The sequence below is a fragment of the Isoptericola aurantiacus genome, assembly GCF_044769875.1.
GTDB lineage: Bacteria > Actinomycetota > Actinomycetes > Actinomycetales > Cellulomonadaceae > Isoptericola > Isoptericola aurantiacus.
Genome location: NZ_JBJBAE010000003.1, coordinates 190,999 through 213,217, shown reverse-complemented (window position 1 = coordinate 213,217; position 22,219 = coordinate 190,999). Strand labels below are relative to the sequence as shown.

The window sequence follows — 22,219 nt, the reverse complement described above, 5'->3', positions numbered from 1 at the left end:
CACGACACCGACGACGTCCCAGGAGGGCACCCATGACCGACACCGCCGCGCCCGCGACCACCGACCGTCCCACGCCCGGCTTCGACGAGGTACCGGGCCGGTACAAGGTCCGCTCCCTCGCGCTCGCCGAGGCCGGACGGCACCAGATCCGCCTCGCGGAGCACGAGATGCCCGGCCTCATGGCCCTGCGCGCCGAGTACGGCGACTCCCAGCCCTTGGCGGGCGCCCGTATCGCCGGCTCGCTGCACATGACCGTCCAGACCGCCGTCCTCATCGAGACGCTCACCGCGCTGGGGGCCGAGGTTCGCTGGGCGAGCTGCAACATCTTCAGCACCCAGGACGAGGCGGCGGCCGCCGTCGCCGTCGGCCCCGACGGCACGCCCGACGACCCCCGCGGCGTGCCCGTCTTCGCCTGGAAGGGCGAGTCGCTCGAGGAGTACTGGGACTGCACCGAGCAGATCCTGGTCTGGCCCGGTGAGAACGGCCCGAACCTCATCCTGGACGACGGCGGGGACGCCACCCTGCTGGTCCACCTCGGTCTGCAGTACGAGCGGGCCGGCGTCGTGCCGCCCAACACGCTGCCCGGCGAGCCGGACCACACGCACGAGATGAACGTGGTGCGCGACCTGCTGCGCGCAGCGCTGGCCGGTGACCCCCTGCGCTGGACGGGCATCGCCCAGCAGGTCGGGGGCGTGACCGAGGAGACCACCACCGGCGTGCACCGCCTCTACCACCTGGCGGAGTCGGGGGAGCTGATCTTCCCGGCGATCAACGTCAACGACTCGGTCACCAAGTCGAAGTTCGACAACAAGTACGGGATCCGCCACTCGCTGCCCGACGGCATCAACCGTGCCACCGACATCCTCATCGGCGGCAAGGTCGCCTTCGTGGCCGGCTACGGCGACGTCGGCAAGGGTGCGGCCGAGGCGTTCCGCGGCCAGGGTGCCCGGGTGATCGTCTCCGAGGTGGACCCGATCTGCGCGCTGCAGGCCGCCATGGACGGCTTCCAGGTCGCCCGCATCGAGGACGTCCTGGACGAGGCCGACTTCTTCATCACCACCACGGGCAACTTCGGCGTCATCACCGCCGACCACATGCTCGCGATGAAGGACAAGGCCGTCGTCGGCAACATCGGGCACTTCGACAACGAGATCGACATGGCCGGCCTCGCCGACGTGCCCGGTGTCGTCAAGACCGAGATCAAGCCCCAGGTGCACGAGTGGGACCTGCCGGCGGGTACCGGGCCGGACGGCGCCGACCGGGCGGCACGCTCGATCATCGTGCTGTCCGAGGGCCGGCTGCTCAACCTCGGCAACGCCACCGGCCACCCGTCGTTCGTGATGTCGAACTCGTTCGCGAACCAGGTGATCGGCCAGCTCGAGCTGTTCGCCGACATGGCCCGCCCCGCCGAGGAGAAGCAGTACGAGCGCCAGGTCTACCGCCTGCCCAAGGTGCTGGACGAGAAGGTCGCCCGGCTGCACCTCGACGCGCTCGGTGTCCGGCTCACGGAGCTCAGCCCGGCGCAGGCCGAGTACCTCGGCGTGCCCGTCGAGGGCCCGTACAAGCCCGAGCACTACCGCTACTGAGCGGGTGGCACGAAGCCGTCGGGACCGGCGCGGCACCTCGCCGCGCCGGCCCCGACGGCTCGGGGACGGTCAGGTCAGGAGCAGTTCTCGGTCGTGTACTGGTCGAGGTCGGCGCTCGCGGAGGAGAACTCCTCGCTCGACATGGCCTCCTGGGCCTCGGTGAGAGCGTCGGTGTCCGCGTTCTCCATGTCGGCCAGCGCCTCGGTGGCGGCGTCGGCGTAGCCCACGAACGCGGTCGAGACGACCTCGAACGACTCGGCGATCTCCTCGGGGGGCTCGATCGCCTCGATCTCGGAGATGACCTGCTCCAGGGACTCGGTCGCGGCGTCGGGGTCGCTCGGGTCGATGGCGCCGAGCTCCGTGGTCAGGGACTCCAACGACCCGACGGAGTCGCAGAAGGCCTGCGCGGACTCGTCGTCGCCGCTGCACGCGGCGAGGCCCAGGGTCAGCAGGACGGTGGACGCCGCGGCGGCGGAACGGTGCAGGTGGGTTCGCATACGGCGAGCCTACGGCCCCTCGCAGGGCGCGCCCAGCCGTTTCCGAGGCGTGGGACCCCGGCCGGCCGGCACGGCGGCACGCGGCACCAGCATCCCCGGTCAGCGGGGCACGTCCCGACGTCGGAACCCGGCCAGGCCGAGGGCGAGCAGCGCCGCCGCCACCGCCAGGACCACCAGCACGGCCGTCCCCGACGCGTCCTGCGTCGGCAACCGGCCGATCGCGTGCAGGGGAGAGATCTGCAGGGCGGCGTCGGGCAGGTCCAGCGTCTCGCCCAGCATCTCGACCACCGCCACGTACGCGACCGCCGCCCACTGCAGGCCGACCGCCCGCGGCACCAGGCCGAGCAGCGCGACGCCGAGCCCGACGACGGCGGCCACGGCCGGCAGGTAGGCCGCGGTCGCTGCGAGCGTGCCCGCGGCGTCGGCCGTCGTGTCCCGGACGACCAGGGCCAGGCCCGCACCCCCCGCCAGGGCGACCACCGCACCGCCTCCCAGCGCCACGACCGCCCGGGTGCCGAGCCAGACCGTGCGTGAGGTGGACCGGGCCAGCACCGGCTCGAGCCGACCGGTGGTCTCCTCGGCGCGCGCCGCGCCGACGACCTGCGCGCCGGCGCCGATCGCCATGAGCAGCAGCAGGACGAGCGTGAACGACAGGTACCAGCTCGTCGGGTCGCCCTCGACCCCGGCGGAGAAGGCCTCCTGCAGGGTGGGGTTGGCCGCCACGGCGTCGGCGACGTCGTCGGTGAACGCTCCGAAGACGGCCCCGACGGCGGCGGCCCCCGCGGCCCATGCGACCAGCGCGCCGCCGTGCTGCCGCAGGGCGAGTCCCCAGGGGCGCACGAGCACCCGGCCCGCCCGCGACGGCCCGGGACGGCTGGGGACGGCGGCGCTCCCGAGGTCGCGGCGTCCGACGAGCCAGAGACCGGCGGCGCCGGCCGTCGCCGCCACGCCCAGGGCGACCAGGAGCGGCCAGACGCGCGGGTCGTCGGTGAAGGGGCGGGTCTCCTGCATCCACGCCAGGGGGGACAGCCACTTCCAGCCACTGCCCTTGACGTCCCCGATCGCCCGGAAGACGTACGCGGCGCCCAGGGCCACCACGCCGACGGCGACGACGCCCGCCGAGCGACGGACGAGCTGGCCGGCGAGGGTGGCGAGGCCGGCGAACACCAGCCCGAGCCCGGCGATCGAGGCGCCGTAGAGCGCGGCGTCCGAGGCGTCGGCACCGGAGCCGACCAGGGACGCCGTCATCCCGAGGCCCACGACGGCGAGGGCGACGGCGGTCACGGCGAGGGCGACGACCCAGGGAGTGCGCGATCCGACGGCCCGCGAGCGCAGCAGCTCCAGCATCCCGGACTCCTCGGAGGCGCGGGTGCTGCGGTTGACGAGCATCAGCCCCATGAGCGGTACGGCGATCGCCGCGATGAACCCGAACTCGTTGGCGACGACGCCGCCGAGGGTGTCGGCGCCGTAGGGCGTGCCGTTGATCGCAGCCATCGTGGGGTCCGCCCCCACGGTCGCGGCGTACCCGGCGAGGTCCTGCGGTGTGGCGTACGTCGTCTCGATCGCCGCGACGGTGGCCGCGTAGGTCGCCACGATCCCGGCGGTCCAGGCGAGGAGCGCCTTCCACCCGGTGCGCAGCTGCAGCCGCAGGACCGCTGCGGCGCCGCTGCCGCCTCGCGAGCGGCTCCCCGGGGTGCCGGTCACGCCGTCGCCCCGTCGTACTCGCTGAGGAACAACTCGTCCAGGCTCGGCGGCCGCACGGTGAGCGAGCTGAGGCCCCCGGCCACCAGCGGCGCCAGCACGGCGTCGAGCTCGGCGGGATCGACGGTGAACGTGATCTCGCGACGGTCCGCGTGCGAGGGATCGTCGGTATCGGTCTCGTGGAGCGGCGATACGGTCAACCCGTGCAGGTCGAAGCGGTCGAGGTCGGGAGCACCCGCCGCCGTGACGGCGTGCACGGTGGTGCGTGCCAGGGCCCGCATCTGGCTGACGGTGCCCGCCCGCACGGTGCGGCCGTGCCGCACGATCGTCACCGTGGAGCACAGGGACTCGACCTCGGACAGGATGTGGCTGGACAGCAGGACGGTGGCTCCGGAGCGGGCACGTTCGGCGACGCACTGGCGGAAGACCTCCTCCATCAGCGGGTCCAGCCCGGAGGTGGGCTCGTCGAGCACCAGGAGGTCGGCCCGGGCGGCGAACGCCGCCACCAGGGCCACCTTCTGCCGGTTGCCCTTGGAGTAGTCGCGCACGCGCTTGGTGGGGTCGAGGTCGAACCGTTCGACCAGCTCGTCACGCCGGGACGCGTCGACCGGGGCGCCCGAGGCGCCGAGGACGTCGAGGCACTGCCCGCCGGTCAGGCCGGGCCAGAGCGCGACGTCGCCCGGGACGTAGGTGAGGCGTCGGTGCAGGTCGACGGCGCGCCGCCACGGGTCGGCGCCGAACAGCCGGACGCTGCCGCCGGAAGCGCGGACCATGCCCAGCAGGATGCGGATCGTCGTGCTCTTCCCGGCGCCGTTGGGCCCGAGGAATCCCCGGACCTCGCCGGGTTCGAGAGTCATGTCGAGACCGTCCAGCGCGCGCACGCGCCCGAACGTCTTGACCAGCCCCTGGATGTCGACCACGTGCTCGGTCATCACGGCTCCACCTGTCAGTCGCTGCCAGATGGCAGCGACTGTACTATGGGTCGTCCGCGGCGGCCAGGGCCGTCGTGACGCGGAAGGGGTGGGACATGGACCTGCGGGCCCGACGGCGCGCGGCCACGATGCGGCACGTCCAGACGGTCGCGCTGGACCTCTTCGAGCGCCACGGCTACGACGCGGTCCCGGTCGCACGGGTCGCCGCGGCCGCGGAGGTCGCCGAACGCACGGTCTACCGGCACTTCGGCACCAAGGAGTCGCTGGCCCTGCACGACGACGCCGACGCCGCGTTCCTCGCCGACGTCGTCACCCGGACCGGGCAGGTCGGCGTGGCCCGAGCCGTGCACGCCGCCCTCGACGCCCAGCCTGAGCAGACCTGGGACGCCGCCGGCGCCGTCACCCGCGACTGGCTGCGCAAGCTGCGCCTGATGCGCTCCACCCCGGCGCTGCGGGCCGCCGCCGAGCGCATGACCTCGCAGCTCGGCGACACCCTGGGGGCCGCCGAGGCCGCCGCGGGGGTCGAGCCGTTCGTCGCGCGCGCCCGCTGCCGCGCTGTGGCCGCGGCGCTCACCGTCGCCGTCGAGGAGTGGGCCGACGGCGACGGCCGCCAGGATCTGCCCGCGCTGGTGCGCACCGCGACCGACGCCGTCGTCGGCCTGGCCGCCACGACGCTCCCGCCGGGGCCGGCCGCACCGACCGGACCCGTGGCGGGGGAGCGGTCCGCTCAGTCGCGCGGGTCGGGTACCGCGTAGGGCAACCGGTGCAGGGCCGCGGCCTGCGCCGTCGCCCGCTCCCGGTCCGCCCGGCCGCGGACGAGCTCACGGTCGCGCCGCTCGTGCAGCACCGCGTGCAGGAACGACTCCGCCGACGTCCCCGGCGGCGGGCCCGGGGCCACGTAGCCCTCCACCCGGGCGGCCAGCTCGTCGGTCAGGCGCGCCCGCGACGCCGGCGCGAGCCGGGGCGCCCGGTCCAGGACCTGCCGGACCTGCAGCGCCAGGCCGTCGGGGAGCCGGCGGATGTCCGCCGCGGCGGCCCACGCCGCCAGCCCCGGGACCATCACCAGGGGTTGCTCCCAGCCGCGACCGCCCCGCACCCGGACCGCGTAGGTGCCGGCCAGCAGGTCCCCGAGCCGCTTGCCGCGGGAGTTGGCCAGCGACGTGATGACGGCGACCGAGCCGAACGACAACCAGATCTCGAAGAAGCCGACCAGGGCCCGGATCAGCGCGTGCCGGAAGGTGACGGGGCCGCCGTCGTCGCGCACCACCCGCAGACCGCAGGCGAGCTTGCCCAGGGACCGGCCCCGCGTCAGGGTCTCGACCGCCGTCGGGAGTCCGACGAGCAGCACCACGAGCACGGCGATCGACAGCGAGCTGGTCCACTGCTCGGTGAGCCGGGCGGCCGTGCCCGTCACGGCCAGGGAGACGGCGATCAGCAGGACCACCGTCACCGCCACGTCGATCAGTGCCCCGAGCCCGCGCGTCGCGAACGACGCCGGGCGGGCGTCCAGGATCACGCCTTCGCCGATGAGGATGCCGTCCTGCACCGTGCCTCCGTCCGTGGGACCGCCCTGTGGGGGCGGTCGGGTCGTGCCCGGCTCGAGGCCGCGGCCCTGTCACGTGTGGCAGGGTATCGGGCGTGGACCTCGACGCCTTCACCGCCGTGCACCGACCCGAGTGGGACCGCCTGGCGGAGCTGACCCGGCGCCGGCGGCTGGACGGCGCCGAGGCCGACGAGATCGTCCGCCTCTACCAGGCCGTGGCCACCCACCTGTCCACGGTGCGCTCCGCGGCCCCCGACCCTGCCACGGTGACGCGGCTCTCCGACCTGCTGGGCCGGGCCCGCACCCGGATCTCCGGGGCGCACGAGCCGGCCTGGGGCGAGGTGGTGCGGTACGCCGTGGTGACCGTGCCCGCGGCCCTGTACCGGATCCGCTGGTGGATCCTGGCGGTGACCGTCGCGTTCCTCGTCGTCGCCGTCGTCGCGGGCGTGCGCGTCGCCGTCGACCCCGACGCGCTGGCCGCCATGGGCACGCCCGCCGAGCGCGAGCAGTACGTCTCGGAGGCGTTCGCGTCCTACTACGACCCGCAGCTGTCGTTCGCCACCATGGTCTGGACCAACAACGCGTGGATCTGCGCACAGCTCGTCGCGTTCGGCATCAGCGGCGTGTGGCCCGTGTTCGTGCTGCTGAACAACGCCGTGGGCGTGGGGGCCACCGGCGGGATGATGGCGGCCCACGGCGAGCTGCCCCTGTTCCTCCAGCTCATCGCCCCGCACGGGCTGCTCGAGCTCACCTGCGTCTTCGTGGCCGGGGCCGCGGGGCTGCGGCTGTTCTGGACGTGGATCGCGCCCGGCCCGCGGCCCCGGGGGGTGGCGCTGGCGGCCGAGGGCCGCGCCCTGTTCACGGTCGCGGTCGGACTGGTGGCCGCGCTGGCCCTGTCGGGGCTCGTCGAGGGGTTCGTCACCGGCTCGGCCCTGCCGTGGTGGCTCAAGATCGCGATCGGCGCCGTCGCGCTCGGTGCGTTCCTGACCTACTTCCTCGTGCTGGGCCGGCGCGCGGTCGGCGCGGGGGAGACCGGCGACCTGGACGCGGACCGCGCGGGCGCCGTCCTGCCCACCGCCGGGTGAGTCCTAGAGCCGACCGGCGGCCTTGAGGGCGAGGTAGGTGTCGGCCAGGCGCGGAGCCAGCTGGTCGGGCAGCGCCTCGACCACCTCGGCACCGTGCCGGCGCAGCACCGTCGCGACCGCGGACCGTTCCAGGTCGCCCCGGGACGCCGCCGCGGCGTCGTAGACCTGCTCGACGTCGTCCCGTCCGGCGGCCATCGCCGCGACCTCGGCGTCCTGCACGGCGGCCACGACCACCTGGTGGGTGTCGGTGAGCCGTCCGACCACGGGCAGGAGACCCGTCTCGACCGCCGCCGGGTCGAGCGAGGTCAGCAGCACCACGAGCGCCCGCTGCGAGACGCGGGCGCGCACCTGACCGACCAGTCCCGTCCAGTCGGTCTCGAGCAGGACAGGTTCGACGGTGGCCAGCGCGTCGGCCATCGCCGGCAGCAGCCGCGGCCCGGAGGCGCCGGCCACGCGGGTGCGCAACGTGCGGTCGTAGGCGAGCACCTGGACCCGGTCACCGGCCCGGTCGGCCAGCGCGCCGAGCAGCAGGGCGGCCTCGACGCTCGCCTCGAGGCGGGTGCCGCCGGTGTTGACCGAGGAGTCCGCGAGCGTGCCGATGCGCGCGGCCGAGGTGCGGCCGGTGTCCAGCACGACGACAACCCTCCGGTCCCGCTCCGGCCGCCAGGTGCGCACGACGACGTCGCCGCCGCGGGCGGTGGCGCGCCAGTCGATCGAGCGCACGTCGTCCCCCACCACGTACTCGCGCAGCGAGTCGAACTCGGTGCCCTCACCACGCACCTGCACCGCCGCGCGCCCGTCCATCTCGCGCAGCCGGGCCAGCCGGCTCGGCAGGTGGCGGCGCGAGGCGAACTCGGGCAGGACGCGGAGGCGTCCGCCGACCGGGACGGAGGCCTGCCGGCCGGCGATCCCGAGCGGCCCGGTCGTGCGCACCGTGACGGCACCCGCGGTGCGTTCCCCGCGCCGGGTGGCGAGCAGCGGCGTCCGCAGCCGCGCCGACTCGCCGGGCCGCAGGTCGACCCGGTGACGGGCCGACGTGGTCACCGTCGCCGGGTCCGTGTGCGGCCGCATGCCGTCGCCGTCCAGGTCCGCGGCCAGCGACGGCGGCCAGGCGTCCCGCACCAGCGCCCGCAACCGGCGTCGGCCGCCGGCCGTGACCACCAGCCGGGACCAGGCCGGGGTCCCGAGGCGCACGGACGCCGGGACGGTGCGCTGCAGGGTCACCTCGCGCGGCGAGGCCGCCAGCGCGGCGTCGGCGGCGCACACGAGCGCGACCACGACCGCCCACGCGACGACGGTCCCGGGCACCGGCCAGACGGCCACGGGGACCGCGCCGAGCGCCGCGAGCGCGACGGCGCGCCAGGTCAGTGCCATCTCAGCGGGGGACCGGGACGGCCGCCAGGACGGTGCCGAGCACCGACTCCGCGGTCACTCCCTCCAGCTCCGCCTCGGGGCGCAGCTGGACGCGGTGCCGCAGCGTCGGGTGCGCGAGAGCCTTGACGTCGTCGGGCGTCACGTACATGCGCCCCGACAGCCAGGCCCAGGCGCGGGCGGCGGCCAGGAGCGCGGTGGCGCCCCGGGGCGAGACGCCCAGCTGCAGCGAGGGGGACTGGCGGGTCGCGCGGCAGACGTCGACGGCGTACCCGAGCACCTCGGGCGCCACCTCGACCTGACGGACCTCCGCACGGGCTGCGGCCAGGGTGTCCGCCCCGGCCACGGCGCGCACGCCGGCGGCCGCCAGGTCGCGGGGGTCGAACCCCTTCGCGTGGCGGGTCAGGACCTCGACCTCGGCGTCGCGCTCGGGCAGCGGCAGCAGCACCTTGAGCAGGAACCGGTCGAGCTGGGCCTCGGGCAGCGGGTAGGTGCCCTCGTGCTCGACCGGGTTCTGGGTGGCGATCACCACGAACGGCTCGGGCAGCGGCCGCGGCTCGCCGTCGACCGAGACCTGCCGCTCCTCCATCGACTCCAGCAGCGACGCCTGGGTCTTGGGCGGCGTGCGGTTGATCTCGTCGGCCAGGAGCAGGTTGGTGAAGACCGGCCCGTTGCGGAACGAGAACTCGGCGGTGCGCGCGTCGTAGACGAGCGAGCCGGTCACGTCACCGGGCATCAGGTCGGGGGTGAACTGCACGCGCTTGACGTCGAGGTCGAGCGCCGCGGCCAGCGACCGCACCAGCAGGGTCTTGGCCACACCGGGCACGCCCTCGAGCAGCACGTGGCCGGAGCACAGCAGCGCGATGAGCAGGCTGGTCACGGCGGAGTCCTGGCCGACGACGGCGCGGCCGACCTCGGTCCGCACGCCGGCCAGCGCACGACGCAGCTCCAGGGAGGGTTGCGGCGCGGGCGCGGGCTCCGGCGCGGGTGCCGGCGTCGTGTCGTCGGATGCGGGCGACCCGTCCGCCGGCGGGGCGGAGACCGCGGCGGCGGGCGCCGGCGAGGTCGCCTCCGCGGAGGCCGCGGGTGGCTCCGGGGACGGGGCGGGGACCGCCCCGTCCGAGGGGTCGGGGCGGTTCTCGTCGGGGTGGGTCACGATCGGTGAACCTCGCTCTCCAGGGTGTCGAGCCGGCGCGCGAGCGCCGTCAGCGCGGCGTCGTCGGCAGGTGGGGGTCCGTACAGCAGGTCGCCGACCTCGTCCGTGGGGCGGCCGGTGGTGCGCACGACGGCGTCGACGACGGCCGCGGCGTCGGCGGACCGCGGCAGGCCGAGCCGGCGTGCGACCCGGTCGGCGGCCGCGGCGCGCAGGCCGGCGGCGGCGTGTCCGCGCGACCGTGCCCGGCGGTAGAGCCGTGCGCGTCCGCGTGTGGACTCGGCGGACGGCACCACCACCGGCAGGTCCTCGGGGACCAGCCGGCCGAGGCGGCGTCCCCGCCACAGGGCGGCCACGAGGGCGACGAGCGCCGCCCAGGCCAGGACGGCCACGAACCACCGGGGCAGGGCCGCGCCGGGGTCGAGCGCGACCTCGCCCGGTCCGGCGCCGTCGGGCAGCGCCGACATGTCGGTCGGGTCCTGGACGAGCCAGACCAGGTCCTCGTGCGCTCCCAGCAGCTGCAGCGCGAGGGCGGCGTTGCCCGGTGCCAGCACCGAGTCGTTGCGCAGGAAGCTCGGGTCGTCGACGGCGGTCACGGTGCGCCCGGCCACCTCGAGCGCCGCCAGTGCCGCCGCCTCGGGGCCGTCGTGCCAGCACGTGGTCACCTCGGCGGCGTCCGTGGTCAGCCCGGCGGCGAGCCGCACCGGGCCGGCGGCGACGGCGGGTCCCAGGTCGCAGCCGGGTTCCCGCGGGGCGGCGGTCTCGGCGGACAGCCCGACCCGGTCGACGCGGCCACCGGTGGCGGCGCGCAGCAGCTGCCGTCCTGCGCCCGCCAGCACGAGGTCGCCGTCCGCCCGGGCGAGCGCGTCCGCCTGCTCGGGCAGCAGGTAGGGCGAGGGGACCACCAGGAGGGTGGTGCCCGGGCGGGCGGCCTGCACCGCGTCGGCCACGCGGGTGACCTCCCGGACGCGCACCCCCTGGTCCTGCAGGACCTGGGCCACCGCGCGCGAGCCGTCGTCGTGGGAGTTCTCGCTGCTGAAGGGGGCGGTGGGCCCGGGTGGCCGGACGACGAGCAGGACCAGCACGACGAGCACGAAGGCGCCCGCCCCGAGGAGGAACCAGCGCGCCGAGCGCCAGCGGCGTGCGCTGCGGGAGGCGAACGTGGTGCCGTCCCCGGTCGTGGCGCCGGACGTCCAGGTGCCCGTCGGGGCGGCGGTCGGCACGCTCACGGGGCCACCGCCGTCGCCGTCTCCGCCGGCCGGGCGTCCCGGGCGAGGTCGTCGAGCCGGCGCACCGTGGCGTCGTCGTCCGGGCCGGCCGGCAGGTGGCCGTAGCAGACGCCGTCGAACAGCGTGGCCCCGGCGTGCAGGTCCGCGGCCAGGGCGGGCAGCCGCTCGGCCCCGGCGTCGGCCGCCTCGCGGGCCGTGCGCCCGGGGCGCTCGTCGAGCACCACGCGCTCCTCGAGTCCGCGCACGACCGCCCGGAAGCGCTCCAGGACGGCCAGGGACCAGTCGCCCCGCGCGGCGGCGTCGTCGGCGGCGGCCCGCATGGCCGCGGCGGTGCGGGCGTCGTCGTCGTGCACGACGGCGGAACGCGCGGCGCCCCGGCGGCGCAGCCGCACGGGACCGGAGACCCACCAGGCGATCGCCACGACGGCCGCGATCACGACCACGACGATCACGGCCAACCGCCACGGGGTGACGTCAGGCGCGGTGAGCCCGTCGAAGAGACCCCCGATCCACCGGAGCAGGCGCAGCAGCAGCGACTCGTCGTCCGCGTACTCGGGCCCGGCGAGCTCCTCGACGAGCCAGCGTCGCGCCGTGTCCCGGTCCGGGGTCACGGGCACCTCGGTGACCACGCCCGGCCCCGACCACGACGCCCATGCCGTCCACGCCGCGCTCACCACTGCGTGCCGGTGCCCGTCGGTGGCGGGGTCGGGGGGCCGGCGGGGCCGGGGTTCCCGGTCGGGCCGGACCGACCGTCGGCGACCCGTGCCGCGGACTCGGCCAGCCGCACGTCCAGGCCCTCGCGGCGCATGCGGGCATCGGTGTAGACCAGCGCGACGACCCCGGAGACGAACACGAGGTAGACCAGGGTGGAGATCACCGAGCTGACGACGGTGACCAGGACGAAGCCCCAGCCGAAGGAGCCGCCGTCGATCGCGAGCCCGAGCAGCGCCAGGGGGTAGCCCACGACCTGCCCGGCGACCCCGGCGATGATGCTCGCCAGCAGGACGGTGCCGAGGATCCGCCAGAACCCGCGCCGGGTCAGACGCCAGGCACGGGCGAGGGTCGCGCCGAGCCGGCCGCCCTCCAGCACCAGGGCGGGCACGACGAGCAGCAGGCGCACCACCAGCCACACGACACCCACGACGATCGCGGCGGCGAGCAGGAGACCCAGGAGCACGGCGGCCCAGGGGGAGTCCACGACGCTCGCCACCGCGGCGACGAGCAGCACCGCCACGACGACGATGACGACGTAGCCGACGAGCACGGCGACCGATCGCAGCAGCATCCACCCGATCAGGACACCCAGGCGTGGGCGCACGCGCGTCCAGACCTCGCCGACGGAGAGCTTGCGGCCGATCACGGACTGGCTCACGGACACCGTGATGACGCCCTCGGCGATCGGCTGGGCGAACAGCAGGGTCAGGGTGAGCGCGCCCGCGATGGCCATCACCTGGACGACGGCCGCCACGTCACCGGAGTAGAGGTTCGCCGTGGCCGGGTCCGCGGCGAACACGTCGGTCATCAGCCCGGTCAGCGCCGGCACGGCGAACTGGGCGAGCAGCGTGGCCAGGACGGTCGCCGCCGCGACCACGATCGTCACCAGCCCGAGCATCACCGCCGGGTTGTGCCGCACCGAGCTGAACGCGCCGTCGAAGACCTCCCCGAGGGACAGCGGTCGCAACGGGACCACGCCGGGCTTCGCCGCGGAGGGGCCGTACGGGTTCGGTGCCCCCGCCGCCGGCGGCGGGTACCCGGCCGGACCCCCGGTGTCCTGCGGCCCGGCGCCGTACCGGCCCTGCCCGTACTGACCCTGCCCGTACTGGCCGTAGGTCGGCGGGCGCGGGGCGTCGCCCCACCCCGAGGGCGGTGGCGGCTGGTCGGGCGTGCTCATGCGGCCTCCTGGGTCGCGACGCGGACGGACGGGGACGGACCGCCACGACCCTATAGCCTCCGGGCGCGTGCGGGGGCGGCACGGGCCTCCTCCGGACGGACGGGCCCACCTGCTGGCACACTGTGGCCATGAAGTCCCGTGTACTGGTGGTCGACGACGACACTGCCCTGTCCGAGATGATCGGCATCGTCCTGGAGTCCGAGGGGTTCGAGACCAGCTTCTGCGCCGACGGCGACGAGGCGGTGGGGCTGTTCCGCTCGGTGCAGCCCGACCTGGTGCTGCTCGACCTCATGCTGCCCGGCAAGGACGGCATCGAGATCGCGCGGGAGATCCGCGGCGAGTCCGGGACGCCGATCATCATGCTCACGGCGAAGACCGACACGGTCGACGTGGTCCTCGGGCTGGAGTCGGGAGCCGACGACTACGTCACCAAGCCGTTCAAGCCCAAGGAGCTCGTCGCCCGGGTGCGGGCGCGGCTGCGGCACGCCGACGAGCCCGGGCCGGAGCGGCTGAAGATCGGCGACCTCGAGATCGACGTCACCGGTCACGCCGTGACGCGCGACGGCGAGCGGATCGCGCTGACCCCGCTGGAGTTCGACCTGCTGGTCGAGCTGGCGCGCAAGCCGTGGCAGGTCTTCACCCGCGAGCTGCTGCTGGAGAAGGTCTGGGGCTACCGCCACAGCGCCGACACGCGGCTGGTGAACGTCCACGTCCAGCGGTTGCGCTCCAAGATCGAGAAGGACCCCGAGAACCCCGAGGTGGTGCAGACCGTGCGGGGCGTGGGCTACAAGGCCGGTGCCGCCCGCTGAGGAGGGCGCGGCGGGCGGGCCGCCCGACGACGACGCCACCGCGGCGGCCACGGCCCGGCCGGTCGCCGAGAACCCCCTGGTGCTGTGGATGCGCTCGCTCGTGCGGCGCTGGCGGTCCTCGATGCAGGTCCGGGTCGTCACCTCCGCCCTCGCGCTCGGCGTGCTGGTGGTGGTCGTGCTCGGCGTCTTCCTGTCGTTCTCGATCCGCGACGGGCTCTTCGAGCAGCGTATCGACCAGATCGAGGGGGAGAACGCCGCCCTGGTCCAGGAGGTGCAGGCCGACTTCAGCACCTCCCCGGCGACCAGCACGGGCGAGCTCCAGGCGCTGCTGCGTGACGTCATCCTCAAGCTGAGCGGTGCCGGGTCCAGCGCGCAGGACTACTTCCTGCGCCAGGTGCCCGGCCAGGGGCTCCCGCTGGCGGACCCGTCCTCCCGCCAGAACCTGCCGGTGGGCGACGTGGTCAGCCCCGAGCTGCGGGAGGCGACGCTGACGACGGACGGTCAGGTGCTGCAGTCGGTGCTGATCCCCGCGGAGTTCTCCGAGACGGGCCAGGACGAGCCCGGCGTCGTCGTCGGGGCCACCGTGGACCTGGCGTCGTCGGGCAGCTTCGAGCTGTACGCGCTGTACTCGCTGGCCTCCCAGCAGGAGACGCTCGGGTTCGTCCAGCGCACCCTCGCGGTGGGCGCCCTGGTGATTCTCGCGATGATCGGGCTGCTGACGTGGACGGTCACACGGCAGACCGTCGCGCCGGTGCGGCGGGCCGCCACGGCGGCCGCCCGTCTCGGCGAGGGGCACCTGGACGTGCGGATCCCGGGGGCGAGGGGTGAGGACGAGATGGCCACCCTCGCGCGGACGTTCAACGAGACCGCCGCGAACCTTGAGGAGCAGATCGCCCGCATGGAGGAGCTCTCGGCCGCCCAGCGCCGGTTCGTCTCCGACGTCTCGCACGAGCTGCGCACACCCCTCACCACCATCCGCATGGCCGGTGAGGTCATCCACGAGTCGCGGGACGAGCTCGACCCGGCCGCGCGCCGCTCGGCCGAGCTGCTGCAGACCCAGCTCGACAGGTTCGAGGAGCTGCTCACCGACCTGCTCGAGATCAGCCGGTTCGACGCCGGGGCCGCGGTCCTGGACGTGGAGCACCGCGACCTGCGCGACGTCGTCACGGCCGTCGTGGACACCGCGGCACCGCTGGCGGAGCGCAAGGGCGTGTTCCTCTCGGTGGACATGCCGCCGGTGCCGGCGGCGGCCGACGTCGACCCGCGGCGCGTCGAGCGGATCCTGCGCAACCTGGTGGTCAACGCCATCGAGCACGCCGAGGGCGACCCGGTGGAGATCACGGTGGCCGCCGACGACGAGGCGGTCGCCGTCGTCGTCCGCGACCACGGGGTCGGCCTGGGCCCCGACGAGCTCAACCGCGTCTTCGACCGGTTCTGGCGCGCCGACCCGGCCCGGGCCCGGACCACGGGCGGGACGGGGCTGGGGCTCGCGATCTCGCACGAGGACGCGCGTCTGCACGCCGGCCGTCTGCAGGCATGGGGAGCCCCGGGCCAGGGCGCCTCGTTCCGGCTGACCCTGCCGCGGCGGGCAGGGATCCGGCTGACGGGCTCCCCGCTCCCGCTGGAGGGCCCGTCCCGGGCCGAGGGGCGGCACGTCCCGACCGGGCAGGTCCCGGTGGTCAACCCGCCCACCGGGGCCACCCCCACGACGATCCCCGTCCTGCCGTCCGCCGAGGAGGAGTCCCGATGACCACGCTCCGGACCCGGTGGCCGCGCGCCGCGGCCGGTGCCGCCTGCCTCGTGGCCGTGGCGCTCGCCGCGGCGTCCTGCGCGACCATCCCCACGTCGGGTGACGTCGTCGAGGGGGCGGTCCAGGTGGACACGCCGGTCGACGTGGGGTTCAACGTCCAGGGCCCGGCGGCCGGGTCGGACCCTCAGCAGATCGTCGAGGGGTTCGTCAGCGCCGCGCAGTTCGGACCGGCGTCGACGAGCAGCTTCACCACGGCCCAGGAGTACGTCACCACGCCCGCGTGGAACGACTGGGACCGGGACATGCGGGTGCTGGTGCTCTCCGAGTACCCCGAGTGGGTGGCGGGGGACTACGACGACTCCTCGACGTCGACGACGGTGACCGGCGAGGCGCTCCTGGTGGCGTCGCTGGACGAGTCCGGGGTGTACACCGAGCTGCCCGCGCCCAGCACGGTCGACGTCACCTACGACCTGCGGCGCGACGGCGACGGCGAGTGGCGGATCAGCGACGTGGCGGACGGTCTGCTCGTCCTGGGCGACGTCCTGGGCAACGTCTTCCACCGCACCACGCTGTACTACCCGACGCCGGACCGGCGGTGGTGGGTGCCCGACGTGCGCTGGTTCCCCGAGCAGTCGTGGCGCACCACGGCCAGCCAGGAGATCCTCGCCGGCCCCCCGCAGCGGCTGGCGCAGTCCGCGGTGTCGGTGGTTCCGGAGGGCACCACGCTGGCGATCGACGCGGTGACCGTCGACGACGACGGGGTCATCGACGTCTCGGTCACCTCGGCGATCACCGCGGCGCCGCCCGACGACCGGGCCCTGCTGGTCGCGCAGCTGGAGGCCACGCTGCGAGAGGAGCAGGGGCGCAGCGTCGAGCTCTCCGACGGCACCAACCCGCTGGCGGTCGAACCGGTCGACCCGCCGTCACGGCCGCTGACCGTGGGTGATCCGCTGGCGATCGTCGACGACGGCGCGGGCGTCGCGCTGCGCCGGGTGGTCGGCACCGAGCTGACGGACCTCGCCACCCCGGTCCGGCTCGGGTCCGTCGACCCGACCGCGGTGGGGGTGGGGCCTGACGACGGCACGGTCGTCCTGCGTGACGGCTCGGACCGGATCGTGCGTGCCACGGGCGATGCCGCGCCCAGCACGCTCCTGGAGGGTGAGGACCTCGCCGCCCCGTCCGTCGACCGGTTCGGTACGGTCTGGACGGCGGTCGACGGCGTCCCGTGGGTCGTGCTCGCCTCCGGCGAGGCGTTCCCGATCGAGGCGGAGTGGCTCACCGACGGCGCCGTGCGCTCGTTGCGGGTCTCACCCGAGGGTGCCCGGGTCGCGGTGGTCCTGCAGGGCGCGGAGCGGCCGGAGGTCTGGGTCGCCGCCGTCGAGCGGGACGCGGACGACGTGCCCACGGGGCTCTCGGCCCCCGTGCGGGTCGGTGCCCCGGTGGCGGGTGTCCAGCTCGCGGACTGGAGCGAGGAGACGACGCTCGTGCTCCTCGGTCGGAGCACTGACGGGACCCGGTCGGTCTACGTGGCCGGCGTGGGCGGGCTCCCGGCGTCGAGCAGCGGTCAGACGCGGCTGCTGGTGACGCCGACCGCGCCGGTGGCGGTCGCCGCCGGCGTGGGAGCCAGCCCGATGCTGCTCCTGGACGCCGACGGGGTGCTGCAGGTGCGCCAGAGCGCGGCCCTGTGGCCGTCGGTCTCCGACGGGGTGGTCGCCGCCGCCTACCCGGGCTGACGGCGGGCTCGGGCAGTACGGCCGTCCACAGCCCCGGGCGGGGTGCGTGCGGTCCCCAGGCGGGCCGCGGTCGGCGCGTCGCGAGCGTCGGACCCGTGGCAGCGTCGCGGCCGTGCTCACGCTCCTGAACCGTCTCGCCGTGCCGGTGGCCTGCCCCGGCTGCGGTCGGCCCGACGTGCCGGTCTGCCCCGGCTGCGCTGCCGCCGTCGCCGGGGACCGGCCGCGCCGGGTCGAGGCCGACGCGGCGCGGCTCGACCGTCTCGACGGCGTCGCGCCGCTGCCGGTGTGGGCGCTGGCGGACTGCGCGGGTGGGGTGCGCGAGCTGATCGTCGCCTGGAAGGACCGGGACCGTGCCGACCTCGACGGCCTGCTCGCCCGGGCGGTGCGCCGGGCCGCACGGACCCTCGCGCCCGCGCTGCGTCCCGCCGTCGGGCCGTCCCTGCTGCGCGTGGTCCCCGCTCCGTCGTCCCCCGGTGCCCGGCTGCGGCGCGGGCGGGAGACCACCGGCGTCCTCGCCGCGGCCGTCGCCCGCGGGGCGGGTGACGCCGGACTCCGCGCCGCGGTGGTGCCGGCGCTGCGACGTCGTGGTCGTGCCCGCGACCAGGTCGGGCTGGGCGCCCGCGCTCGCGGGGACAACCTGGCTCGTGCCGTCGAGGTGCGGGCAGGCCGGGTGCCCGGCGGCGCCGTCTGCCTCCTGGTGGACGACGTGCTCACCACCGGCGCCACCCTCGCTGCCGCGGAACGCGTCCTCGAGGCGGCCGGCTGCGGCGTGGTGGGCGCACTGGTGCTCGCGGCCACGCCGCCACCGGGAACCGTCACCAGATCTCCCCGGCCCGGCCCGTCGCCAGGAGTTCACCCCGGGGACACGTTCGGGTTAGTGTGAGAACCCGACGGCGGCCGTTCCTCCCACGGACCGGACGCCGCAACCCACGAGCGGGTCGGACACGGATCCGGCGACCGGGAGGTGGTGCCAGTACCGGCACCGGCCACGGTGCCCGGACAGCGCAACCAGGCCGCTCGCGACGCGTGGCGGCCTCACACGACGAAGTGGAGCAGCACGATGGAGATCATCGTCGTCGGCAGGCACACGGACGTGACGGACCGGTTCCGTCGCCACGTGGAGGACAAGCTCGGCAAGGTCACCCAGCTCGCGCCGAACGCGCGGCGCGTGGACGTCTCGGTCACGCACGAGAAGAACCCGAAGCTGTCGGACGTCAGCGAGCGGGTGGAGCTGACGGTGCGGGCCAAGGGCCCCGTGATCCGGGCGGAGGCGGCGGCGGACGACAGGTTCGCCGCGCTCGACCTCGCGATGGACAAGCTGAACGAGCGGCTGCGCCGCTCCCGGGACCGCCGCAAGGACCACCGTCGTCGTGGTCCCGAGGTCGTCCCGCCCGTGGACGTGCGCCCCTACGACGACGTCGTGGCCTCCCAGCCCGAGGCCGACGCCGAGCCCGCCACCCTCGAGACGCCGGGTGACGCCGTCGAGCACCAGCTCGGCGACTCGCCCGTGGTGATCCGGCAGAAGCTGCACACCGGGGAGCCGATGGCGGTCGACGAGGCCGTGGAGCGGATGGAGCTCGTCGGACACGACTTCTTCCTGTTCATCGACAAGGAGTCGGCGCGCCCCGCGGCGGTGTACCGCCGCAAGGGGTGGACGTACGGCGTCATCGAGCTGGACACGACCTGCGCCGGCGTGGAGCCGGTCTCGGCGCTGACGTAGGACTGCATCTTCGGCGGGGGCCGTCCCGTCCCTCCGCACGATCGCGTTCACGGGCCCAGGGGCCCTCCACTTCGGGGATGACGATCGTGCGGAGGGACCGGACGGCCCCCGTCCGTTTCTGCGGGCGACCGCGCGCAGCGCACCGCGGGGTAGGCCTGCCACCCGCGAGGTAGGCCGGGCCGTGGCGAGGTAGGCCAAGCCGTGGCGAGGGAGGGCGGCGCCGGTGTCGGTGGCGGGCGGCACGATCGGTCCCATGGAGACGCTCTCGAACGCCGAGGCGCGCCGCGCCGCGCTCCGCGCCCAGGGACTCGACCGCCCCCGTGCCGCGGGTCCGGTCACGATGCGGCACCTGACCGGCACCGTCGACCGGGTCAACCTGCTGCAGATCGACTCCGTCAACATCCTCGCGCGCGCCCACCTGATGCCGCTGTACTCGCGCCTCGGCCCGTACGACACCGCGCTGCTCGACCGCGCCGCCTCCCGCGCCCCCCGCCGCCTCGTGGAGACGTGGGCGCACGTGGCCTCGTACGTCCCGGCGACGACGTACCCGCTGCTGGCCTGGCGCCGTCGGGCCTACGCCCAGGAGGCCTGGCGGCGCGTGGCCTCGGTCCCGAAGGCCCACCCGGTCGAGCTCGACGCCGTGCGGGAGCTGGTGGCCGCGCGGGGCCCGGTGACCGCGAGCGCCCTCCACGACACGCTGGAGGCCGCGGGGCGCTCGGCACCGCGCGACCGCGCGGAGTGGGGATGGAACTGGACGACGGCGAAGCTCTGCCTCGAGCACCTCTTCTTCACGGGGGAGGTCATGTCGGCACGCCGCAACGGCGCGTTCGAGCGGTGCTACGACCTCGCCGAGCGCGTGCTGCCGCCCGCGGTCCGGCACGCGCCGCCGGTGCCGGACGACGTCGCCGTGCGGCGGTTGCTCGAGCTCGGTGCCCGGGCCCACGGGGTGGGCTCGGCCCGCTGCTTCCGCGACTACTTCCGGCTGCGCGGCCCGGCGGCCCGGCGCGCCCTCGACGAGCTGGTGGAGGAGGGCACCCTGGTCCCGGTCGTGGTGCAGGGGTGGTCGGAGCGTGCCTACCGGCACCGGGACGCCGTCGTCCCGCGGCGGGCCGGCCGGGCGGCGCTGCTCAGCCCGTTCGACCCGCTGGTGTGGGAGCGCCGGCGCCTGGAGGAGCTGTTCGGCGTCCGCTACCGGATCGAGATCTACGTCCCGGCGCCGCGACGGCAGCTCGGCTACTACGTGCTGCCGTTCCTGCAGGGTGAGCAGATCACCGCGCTGGTCGACCTGAAGGCGGACCGGGGTGCCGGCGTCCTGCGTGTGGTCCGTGCGCACCGGACGCCGCACGCCGACGGCGACACCGCGGCCGTCCTGGCCGCCGAGCTCGGGCTCCTCGCCTCCTGGCTCGGCCTGGCCGAGGTGCTGGTCGCCGGCGACGGGGACCTCGCGGACGATCTCGCCGCCGCCGTCGCCGGTCCGTCCGGCGGGTGACGGCCTGCCGACGGGACGCGACGGGACGCTGCGGCGACCGTAGGATCGTCGGCACGAAGGGGGTGAGCCGTGGACGTCGTCGCGCTGTACCTGGGCGTCGCCTTCGTCGGCGGCGTGCTCGCGACGCTGGTGCGGCTGCCGCCGCTGGTCGGGTTCCTCGGCGCCGGGTTCGTGCTCGGCGCGGTCGATGCTCCCGCGATGCCGGGGCTCGAGCTGCTCTCCGAGGTCGGCGTGGCGCTGCTGCTGTTCACCATCGGCCTCAAGCTCGACGTCCGTTCGCTGCTGCGGCCCGAGATCTGGCTGACGACGGTCGTGCACATGGCGGTCACCGTGGCCGCGGGCATCGGGGTGCTGAGCGGTCTGGCGGTGCTGGGCGTCGCACTCGTGGCCTCCGAGTCGCTGCGCACCGTCGCCCTGATCGCCTTCGCGCTGTCGTTCTCCTCGACCGTGTTCGTGGTCAAGGTGCTCGAGGACCGCTCGGACGCGACGAGCCTGTACGGGCGGATCGCCATCGGCATCCTCATCGTGCAGGACGTCGTCGCCGTCGCGTTCCTCGCGACGTCCGAGGGGCGGGTGCCCAGCCCGTGGGCGCTCGCGCTGCTGGCCCTGCTGCCCGGCCGCCGGCTCCTGCACCTGCTCTGGGACCGCCTCGGTCACGGTGAGCTGCAGGCGCTCTACGGGGTCGCGATGGCGCTCGGCCCCGGCTTCTTCCTGTTCGAGCTCCTCGGCCTCTCCGGAGACCTCGGTGCGCTGATCATGGGGGCGCTGCTGGCGACGCACGCGAACGCCGGGGAGATGTCGCGCTCCCTGATGACGTTCAAGGACCTGATGCTCGTGGCGTTCTTCCTCGAGATCGGCATGCACGGCACGCCGGAGGTCCCGCACGTCCTGCTGGCCCTCGGGCTGCTGCTGATGCTGCCGTTGCAGGCCGCCGTCTTCGCGCTCGTGCTGTGGATGCTGCGCCTGCGTCGGCGGACGGCCTTCCTCACCGGCCTGGCGCTGGGCAACTACTCCGAGTTCGGCATCATCGTCGCCGTCGTCGGGGCGGAGTCGGGCGCGCTCGACGACGGCTGGGTGATCGTGATCTCGCTCGCCGTCGCCGCGAGCTTCGTCGTGTCCTCGGTCGTGAACCGCCGCGGCGTGGAGCTCGCCTCCTGGTTGACGAGGTTCCTGCCCGCCAAGGACCCGGCGACGCTGCACGTCGACGACCGGGTGGTCGACGTCGGCGACGCGGACGCGCTGGTGCTCGGGCTCGGCCGGGTGGGTTCCACGACCTTCGCGACGTTGCGGGACAGCTACGGCCTGCACGTGGTGGGGGTGGAGCACGACCAGAGCCGGGTCGACGCGCTGCGCGACGAGGGGTTCGAGGTCGTGCGTGCCGACGCGACCGACCTCGAGTTCTGGGCCAGGGTCAAGCGGGCCGGTCACGTCCGGCTCGCCGTGCTGGCCATGCCGTTCCACAACGCGAACCTCATCGCGCTCTCCCGGCTCCAGGACGCCGGCTTCGAGGGTCAGGTCGCCGCCATCGCACGGTACGACGACGACGCCGACGAGCTGCGCAGGCACGGGGCGCACGCCGTCTTCCACCTCTACGGCGCGGCCGGCGCCGAGCTGGCCGACCGGGCGGCCGAGGTGCTCGCCGCCGGTCGGTGACCGCGGTCTCGGCACCGCCGTCGTGCGGGCGCCGTTTCGTCCCGCGCGAACCTGGCCCCGAGGGCTCCCGAGGGGGA

At 75.2% G+C, this 22,219-nt stretch carries 19 protein-coding genes; 10 read left to right on the top strand and 9 right to left on the bottom strand.

All coding sequences use genetic code 11. The features are described from left to right. The first annotated feature begins 32 nt into the window (after positions 1-32). Positions 33-1,586, top strand: coding sequence for an adenosylhomocysteinase (gene ahcY / locus ACIQLL_RS10930; protein WP_402466703.1), 1,554 nt, complete (start codon positions 33-35; stop codon positions 1,584-1,586). Positions 1,587-1,660: 74 nt separating this feature from the next. Here ahcY and ACIQLL_RS10925 read toward each other — a convergent pair whose 3' ends face one another. The 3 genes from ACIQLL_RS10925 to ACIQLL_RS10915 all read right to left on the bottom strand — a co-directional run bounded on the left by ACIQLL_RS10925 (position 1,661) and on the right by ACIQLL_RS10915 (position 4,716). Next, entirely contained in the window at positions 1,661-2,083 is a 423-nt protein-coding gene (locus ACIQLL_RS10925) for a hypothetical protein (protein WP_402466701.1), read from the bottom strand. 99 nt (positions 2,084-2,182) lie between these two features. Further along, positions 2,183-3,787 carry an ABC transporter permease gene (locus ACIQLL_RS10920; RefSeq protein WP_402466698.1) on the bottom strand — a complete coding sequence of 535 codons (1,605 nt, stop codon included), beginning with the start codon at positions 3,785-3,787 and terminating at the stop codon, positions 2,183-2,185. Further along, on the bottom strand, positions 3,784-4,716 hold the full coding sequence (locus ACIQLL_RS10915) for an ABC transporter ATP-binding protein (protein WP_402466696.1): 933 nt from the start codon (positions 4,714-4,716) through the stop codon (positions 3,784-3,786). The genes ACIQLL_RS10920 and ACIQLL_RS10915 overlap by 4 nt, the downstream gene beginning before the upstream one ends. A gap of 95 nt (positions 4,717-4,811) precedes the next feature. On the opposite strand from ACIQLL_RS10915, the gene ACIQLL_RS10910 reads away from it, so the two are divergent. Further along, positions 4,812-5,471, top strand: a complete 660-nt coding sequence (locus tag ACIQLL_RS10910) for a TetR family transcriptional regulator (protein ID WP_402466694.1) — start codon at positions 4,812-4,814, stop codon at positions 5,469-5,471. On the opposite strand, the gene ACIQLL_RS10905 is transcribed toward ACIQLL_RS10910, so the two are convergent. Beyond that, the gene (locus tag ACIQLL_RS10905) at positions 5,444-6,262 is read right to left on the bottom strand and encodes an RDD family protein (RefSeq protein ID WP_402466692.1); all 819 of its coding nucleotides are present in this window, start codon (positions 6,260-6,262) and stop codon (positions 5,444-5,446) included. The genes ACIQLL_RS10910 and ACIQLL_RS10905 overlap by 28 nt on opposite strands. Before the next feature lie 92 nt (positions 6,263-6,354). Here ACIQLL_RS10905 and ACIQLL_RS10900 point away from each other — a divergent pair, with 92 nt between their 5' ends. Then, complete coding sequence (locus tag ACIQLL_RS10900) at positions 6,355-7,344, top strand: stage II sporulation protein M (RefSeq protein ID WP_402466689.1); 990 nt, start codon at positions 6,355-6,357, stop codon at positions 7,342-7,344. Positions 7,345-7,347: 3 nt separating this feature from the next. Here ACIQLL_RS10900 and ACIQLL_RS10895 read toward each other — a convergent pair whose 3' ends face one another. The 5 genes from ACIQLL_RS10895 to ACIQLL_RS10875 are packed head-to-tail and all read right to left on the bottom strand — an operon-like array spanning position 7,348 to position 12,988. Further along, a complete protein-coding gene (locus tag ACIQLL_RS10895) occupies positions 7,348-8,718 on the bottom strand; it encodes a DUF58 domain-containing protein (RefSeq protein WP_402466686.1) in 1,371 nt (456 codons plus the stop codon). A 1-nt stretch (position 8,719) separates the two neighbouring features. Further along, positions 8,720-9,871 (bottom strand): AAA family ATPase, encoded by a 1,152-nt coding sequence (locus ACIQLL_RS10890; protein WP_449768906.1) that lies wholly within the window; start codon positions 9,869-9,871, stop codon positions 8,720-8,722. Continuing rightward, entirely contained in the window at positions 9,868-11,097 is a 1,230-nt protein-coding gene (locus ACIQLL_RS10885) for a DUF4350 domain-containing protein (protein ID WP_402466683.1), read from the bottom strand. The genes ACIQLL_RS10890 and ACIQLL_RS10885 overlap by 4 nt, the downstream gene beginning before the upstream one ends. After that, positions 11,094-11,726, bottom strand: coding sequence for a DUF4129 domain-containing protein (locus ACIQLL_RS10880; RefSeq protein ID WP_402466681.1), 633 nt, complete (start codon positions 11,724-11,726; stop codon positions 11,094-11,096). Before ACIQLL_RS10880 ends, ACIQLL_RS10885 begins: the two co-directional genes overlap by 4 nt. Before the next feature lie 41 nt (positions 11,727-11,767). After that, positions 11,768-12,988: a glycerophosphoryl diester phosphodiesterase membrane domain-containing protein gene (locus tag ACIQLL_RS10875; RefSeq protein ID WP_402466678.1), complete on the bottom strand. Its 1,221-nt coding sequence runs from the start codon at positions 12,986-12,988 to the stop codon at positions 11,768-11,770. A gap of 128 nt (positions 12,989-13,116) precedes the next feature. Between ACIQLL_RS10875 and mtrA the strand changes: the two genes are divergently transcribed. From mtrA to ACIQLL_RS10840, 7 genes are all read left to right on the top strand, one after another. Beyond that, positions 13,117-13,797 carry an MtrAB system response regulator MtrA gene (gene mtrA / locus ACIQLL_RS10870; RefSeq protein WP_402466676.1) on the top strand — a complete coding sequence of 227 codons (681 nt, stop codon included), beginning with the start codon at positions 13,117-13,119 and terminating at the stop codon, positions 13,795-13,797. Between the two features lie 121 nt (positions 13,798-13,918). Then, positions 13,919-15,547, top strand: a complete 1,629-nt coding sequence (gene mtrB, locus ACIQLL_RS10865; RefSeq protein ID WP_449768907.1) for an MtrAB system histidine kinase MtrB — start codon at positions 13,919-13,921, stop codon at positions 15,545-15,547. Then, entirely contained in the window at positions 15,544-17,280 is a 1,737-nt protein-coding gene (locus ACIQLL_RS10860) for an LpqB family beta-propeller domain-containing protein (protein WP_402466671.1), read from the top strand. Before mtrB ends, ACIQLL_RS10860 begins: the two co-directional genes overlap by 4 nt. Positions 17,281-17,392: 112 nt before the next feature. Next, complete coding sequence (locus ACIQLL_RS10855; protein ID WP_402466669.1) at positions 17,393-18,163, top strand: ComF family protein; 771 nt, start codon at positions 17,393-17,395, stop codon at positions 18,161-18,163. Positions 18,164-18,340: 177 nt separating this feature from the next. Continuing rightward, the gene (hpf, locus tag ACIQLL_RS10850; RefSeq protein WP_402466666.1) at positions 18,341-19,000 is read left to right on the top strand and encodes a ribosome hibernation-promoting factor, HPF/YfiA family; all 660 of its coding nucleotides are present in this window, start codon (positions 18,341-18,343) and stop codon (positions 18,998-19,000) included. Between the two features lie 253 nt (positions 19,001-19,253). After that, the gene (locus tag ACIQLL_RS10845; protein WP_402466664.1) at positions 19,254-20,489 is read left to right on the top strand and encodes a winged helix-turn-helix domain-containing protein; all 1,236 of its coding nucleotides are present in this window, start codon (positions 19,254-19,256) and stop codon (positions 20,487-20,489) included. Positions 20,490-20,558: 69 nt separating this feature from the next. After that, positions 20,559-22,142: a cation:proton antiporter domain-containing protein gene (locus tag ACIQLL_RS10840; RefSeq protein WP_402466661.1), complete on the top strand. Its 1,584-nt coding sequence runs from the start codon at positions 20,559-20,561 to the stop codon at positions 22,140-22,142. The last annotated feature ends 77 nt before the right edge of the window (positions 22,143-22,219 follow it).